Annotated in this window: 6 protein-coding genes; 4 read left to right on the top strand and 2 right to left on the bottom strand. The window is 62.8% G+C overall.

What is annotated here, in order from left to right; genetic code table 11:
• Positions 1 to 10: 10 nt before the first annotated feature.
• Entirely contained in the window at positions 11 to 553 is a 543-nt protein-coding gene (locus G6N77_RS04285; RefSeq protein WP_306986629.1) for a GNAT family N-acetyltransferase, read from the top strand.
• Here the strand turns inward: G6N77_RS04285 and G6N77_RS04290 are convergent.
• A complete protein-coding gene (locus G6N77_RS04290) occupies positions 519 to 1133 on the bottom strand; it encodes a class I SAM-dependent methyltransferase (RefSeq protein ID WP_165180771.1) in 615 nt (204 codons plus the stop codon). The two genes, G6N77_RS04285 and G6N77_RS04290, sit on opposite strands and share 35 nt — an antisense overlap.
• Positions 1134 to 1245: 112 nt before the next feature.
• Here G6N77_RS04290 and G6N77_RS04295 point away from each other — a divergent pair, with 112 nt between their 5' ends.
• From G6N77_RS04295 to G6N77_RS04310, 3 genes are all read left to right on the top strand, one after another.
• Positions 1246 to 1602, top strand: a complete 357-nt coding sequence (locus G6N77_RS04295) for a VOC family protein (protein ID WP_165180772.1) — start codon at positions 1246 to 1248, stop codon at positions 1600 to 1602.
• 68 nt (positions 1603 to 1670) lie between these two features.
• A complete protein-coding gene (locus tag G6N77_RS04300; RefSeq protein WP_165180773.1) occupies positions 1671 to 4061 on the top strand; it encodes an ATP-binding cassette domain-containing protein in 2391 nt (796 codons plus the stop codon).
• 702 nt (positions 4062 to 4763) lie between these two features.
• On the top strand, positions 4764 to 5021 hold the full coding sequence (locus G6N77_RS04310; protein ID WP_165180774.1) for a Txe/YoeB family addiction module toxin: 258 nt from the start codon (positions 4764 to 4766) through the stop codon (positions 5019 to 5021).
• A 105-nt stretch (positions 5022 to 5126) separates the two neighbouring features.
• Here the strand turns inward: G6N77_RS04310 and G6N77_RS04315 are convergent, their stop codons facing one another.
• On the bottom strand, positions 5127 to 5708 hold the full coding sequence (locus tag G6N77_RS04315) for a GNAT family N-acetyltransferase (RefSeq protein ID WP_165180775.1): 582 nt from the start codon (positions 5706 to 5708) through the stop codon (positions 5127 to 5129).
• Between the last annotated feature and the right edge of the window lie 524 nt (positions 5709 to 6232).

A 6232-nucleotide genomic window follows, 5' to 3' on the forward strand; every position in this document is an offset into this window, starting at 1 on the left:
TTTCGAGGGCGTGCCGGCACGGGAGAGCCGGTCCTTTGCCGAATTTGCCCCCGAGGCTGGGGGAGTGGCGCCCCTGCGCGTGACGGTCCGTCCGGCGTCGGACGCGGACATCCCAGGCATCCTGAACATCAACAACCAGGCGGGACGGCCCGCCAACACCGCGGATTCTCTCGCTTTCGCCATATCGGATCCCGGGCGCTTGGTAGTGGTTGCAACCATGGCCGGGGAAATGTCCGGCTGGGCCAAGACGCACCATTGGGGCTACCCGGACGGCGAAGCTCCTGCCGGCCACTACCTCGGCGGCGTGACAGTGCTCCCGGAGGTTCGACGGCGGGGCGTGGCCGCTGCGCTCACGGACGCCCGGCTCGACTGGATCTGGCAGCGCAGTGAAACCGCCTGGTATGTGGTCAATGCAGACAACCTCGCGTCCATCGCGCTGCACAGGCGGTGGGGCTTTGCCGAGGCGGCACGGGCGCCCTCCTTCCACACCGCCCAATTCTCCGGTGGTGTAGGACTACTCATGAGAGCCGTGCGCCCGCCAACTTGGCGATGATCACGGCGTGCGGCCGGTTTCCGTCTCCGGGCCGGGTCGCCCGCCGGGCCTCCTCGAAACCAGCTTCAGCCAATTGTGCCGCCATAGAGTCGACGGGCCATCGATATGCCGTGGCCACCTTGTGGTCGAACGGTTCAACGGCGTCCGCATCGAAGAAGCCCAGCAGCATGCTGCCGCCGGGGGCCAGCAACCGCCGGAACTCCGCTAGAACAGCCGGCAGCTCGCCAGGTGAGAGGTGAATCAGCGAGTACCACGCCAGGATTCCGGCCAAGGACGCATCCGGCCGGCCTGTTGACGCCAACGATCCGACAGTAAAGGGGACGTCCGGGAAAGTGTGCTGCGCGTGCTCAATGAATTCCGGCACCAGGTCCAATCCGGACACTTCCACGCCCATGGCATGAAGATGGCCGGCCCAGTGTCCCGGTCCGCAGCCCGCGTCCAGCACCGGACCCCGGAGCTCACGGGCCCAGTGGGAAACGAGGGCGAGGTCATCCGGGTGGACGGCACGGATGGAGCCGAAGAGGCCAATGTAATCAAGGGCGCGTCTGGCGTAGGAATCCAACAGCTGAAGATCGTTCACGGCCCCAGTTTAGGTCGAGCAGGATTCAAGAAGCTCCCCGGCAGCGGCGCGCCTAAAGTTGGAGCCATCAACAAGTCCGGGGCCGCGCAGGCCCCCAAACCAAGGAGTCATCATGGCCGCTTCACCGACCGAAGGAATCAAGATTGTGCTGCACCCCGTCAGCGACCTCGAGGCCGCCAAGAAGGTCTATTCAGCCCTGCTGGGCATGGAACCGCAGGCGGACTCGCCCTACTACGTCGGCTTTGACGCGGCGGGCCAGCAGATGGGGCTGGTGCCCAACGGCGGCCCGCAGGCCATGAAGTCGCCCGTCGCCTACTGGCAGGTGGCGGACATCGAGGCCAAGCTGGCCGAGCTGACCGCCGCAGGGGCCACCGTGACCGAGCCGGCACACAACGTCGGCGGCACCCGCTGGGTGGCCGGCGTCACGGACCTGGACGGAAATGTCCTGGGCGTGGTGGAGGACCGGTGAGCGCCGCCGTCGTCCATTATCGCGGATAAGGTAGACAGCAAGCAACGGGCCAAGAGAATCGAGCCAGGATGAGCACGGACACGACCACCGGCGGGCAGCCGGCGGCGCTGCGGATCGCGGACAGCCACGAGACCATCCGCGTGCAGGGCGCACGGGTAAACAACCTCAAGGACGTCAGCGTCGAGATCCCCAAGCGGCGCCTGACGGTGTTCACCGGCGTGTCCGGCTCGGGCAAGAGTTCCCTGGTGTTCGGCACCATCGCCGCCGAATCCCAGCGCATGATCAACGAAACATACAGCACCTTCGTCCAGGGATTCATGCCCACCCTGGCACGCCCCGATGTGGACGTACTGGAAGGGCTGACGACGGCGATACTGGTGGACCAGGAGCGCATGGGGGCCAATTCCCGGTCCACGGTGGGGACCGCCACGGATGCCAACGCCATGCTCCGGATAGTCTTCAGCCGTCTGGGGCAGCCGCACATCGGCTCCCCGCAGGCTTACTCCTTCAACGTTCCCTCGGTCAGCGGGGCGGGCGCGGTCACTTTGGAGAAGGGCGGCCAGACGGTCAAGGAGCGTCGCACCTTCAGCATCACCGGCGGCATGTGCCCGCGCTGCGAGGGGCGCGGCGCCGTCAGCGACTTTGACCTGACCGCCCTGTTCGACGCCGGGAAGTCCCTTTCCGAGGGCGCCCTCACCATTCCCGGCTACAGCATGGACGGCTGGTACGGGCGGATTTTTGCCGGCTCCGGCTTTTTCGACATGGACAAGAAGCTGGGCAAGTTCACCAAGAAGGAACTCAACGACCTTCTCCACAAGGAACCGACGAAGATCAAGGTCGAGGGCATCAACCTGACGTACGAGGGCCTGATCCCGAAGATCCAGAAGTCCATGCTGTCCAAGGACCGCGACGCCATGCAGCCGCACATCCGGGCGTTCGTGGACCGCGCCGTGGTGTTCCAGACCTGCCCGGAGTGTGACGGCACCCGGCTGGCGGCACCGGCGCGGTCGTCGAAGATCAACGGCAAGAACATCGCGGACGTGTGTGCCATGCAGATCAGCGACCTGGCTGCCTGGGTGCGCGGCCTGGATGAGCCGTCCGTGGCGCCGTTGCTGGGCTCGCTGGCGGACACGCTGGATTCGTTCGTGGACATCGGGCTGGGGTACCTCAGCCTTGACCGCCCTGCCGGCACGCTCTCCGGCGGTGAGGCGCAAAGGACCAAGATGATCCGCCACCTGGGCTCCTCGCTGACGGACATCACCTACGTGTTTGACGAGCCCACCATCGGCCTTCACCCGCACGACATTGCCCGGATGAACAAGCTCCTGCTGCAGCTGCGCGACAAGGGCAACACCGTCCTGGTGGTGGAGCACAAGCCGGAGGCCATTGCCGTCGCGGACCACGTCATCGACCTGGGCCCGCTGGCCGGCACCCGGGGCGGGGAGGTCATGTTCGAGGGTACCGTGGAGGGCCTGCGTGCAAGCGGAACCCTGACGGGCCGGCACCTGGACGACCGTGCGTCGCTGAAGAAGGCGCCCCGGAAGTCCACCGGGGCCCTGGAGGTCCGCGGCGCCACGGCCAACAACCTCAGGGACGTCAGCGTTGACATCCCGCTGGGCGTGCTGACGGTTGTCACGGGCGTGGCCGGCTCCGGCAAGAGCTCCCTGATCCACGGCTCCGTGTCCGGCCGCGAGGGCGTCATCACCATCGACCAGGCCGGCATCAAGGGCTCGCGGCGGAGCAATCCCGCCACGTACACGGGACTGCTGGAACCGATCCGCAAGGCGTTTGCCAAGGCCAACGGCGTCAAGCCCGCACTCTTCAGCGCCAATTCCGAGGGCGCCTGCCCCGTCTGCAACGGCGCGGGGGTCATTTACACCGAGCTGGGCTTCATGGACACCGTCTCGACGCCCTGCGAGGAATGCGGTGGAAAGCGTTTTCAGGCAGCGGTTTTGGACTACAAGCTCGGCGGCAGGGACATCAGCGAGGTCCTTGCCATGTCCGTGGCCGAGGCGGAGGAGTTTTTCAGCACGGGGGAGTCCCGCATACCCGCCGCCCACAAAATCCTGGGCCACCTGTCCGACGTCGGGCTTGGGTACCTCAGCCTGGGCCAGCCGCTGACCACGCTGTCCGGCGGCGAACGCCAGCGCATCAAGCTGGCAACGCACCTGGGGGAGAAGGGCGGCGTGTACATCCTCGACGAACCAACCACCGGCCTGCACCTGGCCGACGTCGAGAACCTCCTGGGCCTGCTGGACCGGCTGGTTGAATCCGGCAAGTCGGTGATTGTCATTGAGCACCACCAGGCGGTCATGGCCCATGCCGACTGGATCATCGACCTGGGCCCCGGCGCCGGGCACGACGGCGGCCGGATAGTTTTCGAGGGAACGCCGGCCCAGCTGGTGGCTGGCCGGGAGACGCTGACGGGGGAGCACCTGGCAGCGTACGTGGGGGCATGAACGGCAACGTGAACCCTTGGAAGAATGATCGTGTTGGTTCTGCCATAGCGGGGGAGGACCCTACGGTGATGGCCCGGATGGAGTCCGGGGTGCGGTGATTGGCGACGTTCAGTGGCCGCCTGGATATTCGGTGGTTATCACGGATATCCCCGGAGTTGAGCGGCTGTCGGACTTGCCCAAGCGTGAGCGGGCAGCGTTTCTGGCGAGCGTGGACATCTTGGCCGAGGCTGTCGAAATTGCATGTTCACATCTGGATCCAGACTTTCTTCGGGTGAATATTGAGATCCTGGGCAACACTGACACCTTCCTGCACGCCCACATCTGGCCACGTTATCAATGGGAGGAACCAGGGCTCCGTGTCAAGCCTGTATGGCTGTATCCGGGGACCAATTGGACAGATCCGGTCATGGCCCCGAACTTATCGCACGATCCGCTGAGACTCGCAATTTCCACGCAAATCCACCGTTTGAGCTCCCAACTCCGGATCGGCCTCGGCAATCGAATGGTTATCTGTCAGAATCGCTGGTGGATTCTGTCAGATAACTGCATAACTTTCAGTAGACGATTCTGATCGCGACAGACATTGGGCTGCAAGATATTCATGCCGCCATTCAACGTCGAAACGCAGCACCCAGAACTGAAACCCTGGATGAGCCTCCAGCAGGCAAGTGCCGGGAATTTCCATGAACATGACCTTGCCGAATGAGGCTCGAATTTACGCCACATGCCTGGGATGACTATGAGTATAGGCGTGGCGCTGACAGGACGATGCTCAAGAGAATCAACTGCTTGATCAACGACGCCTTGCGTGATCCCGCAACCGGCATCGGCAAGCCGGAACCGTTGCGCTACATGTTTGCCGGAGCTTGGTCACGGCGCATGGCGGAAGAACCCCGTCTTGTCTGCCTGGTTGACGGCGACGACCTGATCATCTTGCAGGCTCGATTCGACTATGAGTAGACGGCAACCAGGTGGTTTTCAGCAGGACGCAGATTGCGCCGATAATCTACATTATGTCAACTTGAAGTTAGTTGATGCGCCACAGACGCACAGGTAATTAGATGCCTACGCGCGGATGCTTCCGCTGCGGCTTGATTCTTCGCCTTCTTGATCGCAGGGGTAGCCCGACAGGTCGATCCAGTACCTGCGCTTGACGCCTATTTCGGTACTGCGTACATCTTCAAGGACGCCGCCGTTTTTCTCTATTGTTCGGGCAGATGGCAGGTTCTGTTCATCAAAGGTAAGCAGTACCCGTGTCAGTCCAATGCTGCGGGCGTGAGGAAGGATAGCTTTGAGGGCCCAGGAAGCGATGCCACGTCCGCGAGCTGTTGGCCGAATGCTATAGCCAATGTGGCCGACCGCTTCGAGCATGAAAGGCGTTAGAACGTGCCTGAGTTCGATCGCTCCGAGGTAGGTTTCGTGCTCTACTATCCAGAACCTGCTCGTATCAACTTGCACCCCGCTGAACAACATCGCGGGATCCTCAGGAATAGTCAGGCGTTCTATCCAGGCCTCGAACTCCTCAGTCGTCTCGAACCGGTCGCCAAGGCGGATGCCCGAGCCGTCCTGGTGGCCGTCGGGCCATTCCGTTTTTGCTTCTATCCATGACTTGTGAAACGTGGCGGCCGGGTCTGCGAGTTTGAGCATGGAACGCAGCTTAGCAAGGTTCCCGCATTTACCCATTGACATCATTGATGCAAGCCAGCCCGCTCACGCCGGCGAATTGCGAGGGATCGGATAACGCTTTTCCCCATCAACCTGAAAGTAACTCACCCGAACCGCGTATCGGGGCCCAGTATTCTGCCTCATCTAAAGTGACGCAATCTCAAAGTCGTTGAAGCGTCGGCTAGGTTCGTTTCAAGTTGGCTGACTCACCAGATGTGTGGCCCGACTCAAGGACCTCTGGTGGAGCCGACAAATCAACGCCACATCAGACTTGATTCCTGATGTTTACCGGAATACCTACTGTCGCTGGATTTTGGCCCGGATGTCACCGGCATCTCATCGCAGCCGTTCAGGACCACTTGGACTGCACCACTCCCCCACCATTCCTACCTCCCGGACTTCTCGATCCGCCACACCGATGAGCCCAGTTCCTCCCGGAGCTTGTGTTTGCCCCGAAACCAGATCCGGGACATACCCGGACGTGCCGCCCACCTGACCCTTATTTG

This window comes from Arthrobacter silviterrae (genome assembly GCF_011045165.1).
Classification (GTDB): Bacteria; Actinomycetota; Actinomycetes; order Actinomycetales; family Micrococcaceae; genus Specibacter; species Specibacter silviterrae.

Excerpts from the sequence above, each read along its gene's own strand:
- G6N77_RS04300 (WP_165180773.1), top strand. The coding sequence starts at position 1,671 with ATGAGCACGGACACGACCACCGGCGGGCAGCCGGCGGCGCTGCGGATC.
- G6N77_RS04315 (WP_165180775.1), bottom strand. The coding sequence starts at position 5,708 with ATGCTCAAACTCGCAGACCCGGCCGCCACGTTTCACAAGTCATGGATA.
- G6N77_RS04310 (WP_165180774.1), top strand. The coding sequence starts at position 4,764 with ATGAGGCTCGAATTTACGCCACATGCCTGGGATGACTATGAGTATAGG.
- G6N77_RS04295 (WP_165180772.1), top strand. The coding sequence starts at position 1,246 with ATGGCCGCTTCACCGACCGAAGGAATCAAGATTGTGCTGCACCCCGTC.